This window comes from Pseudomonas sp. Lb2C2 (genome assembly GCF_052112205.1).
GTDB lineage: Bacteria > Pseudomonadota > Gammaproteobacteria > Pseudomonadales > Pseudomonadaceae > Aquipseudomonas > Aquipseudomonas kilonensis.
Genome location: NZ_JAUTYW010000037.1, coordinates 1 through 267 on the forward strand (window position 1 = coordinate 1; position 267 = coordinate 267).

General features: G+C 62.9%; 1 protein-coding gene. It reads right to left on the reverse strand.

Annotated features, from left to right (window positions below; translation table 11 throughout):
• Positions 1-267, reverse strand: a 267-nt coding sequence (locus Q7F16_RS30160) for a hypothetical protein (RefSeq protein WP_413201723.1), incomplete at both ends; no start/stop codon positions are given.

Here is a 267-nt window from a genome sequence, read left to right on the forward strand (position 1 = left end):
GGCCGCAGCCACCACCGTACCGGTGCTGCCATCTGGGTAAGTGAGATTGACCGTACTGCCCGGTTCAGCCGAACCCGTTACGGTGACACTGCCGTCGGCATTAGCCGCCACGGTTACGCTCGGCGCAACTGGCGCCGTGACATCGGCGTAAGCCACCACAGTATCTGCACTGGTGTTGCCGGCGGCATCACTGGCATTGGCGGTGACATCGCCGGTGGGTTGGTTAATAGGCGAAGTGACGCTGTAGGAACCGTCAGTGCCCGCCAC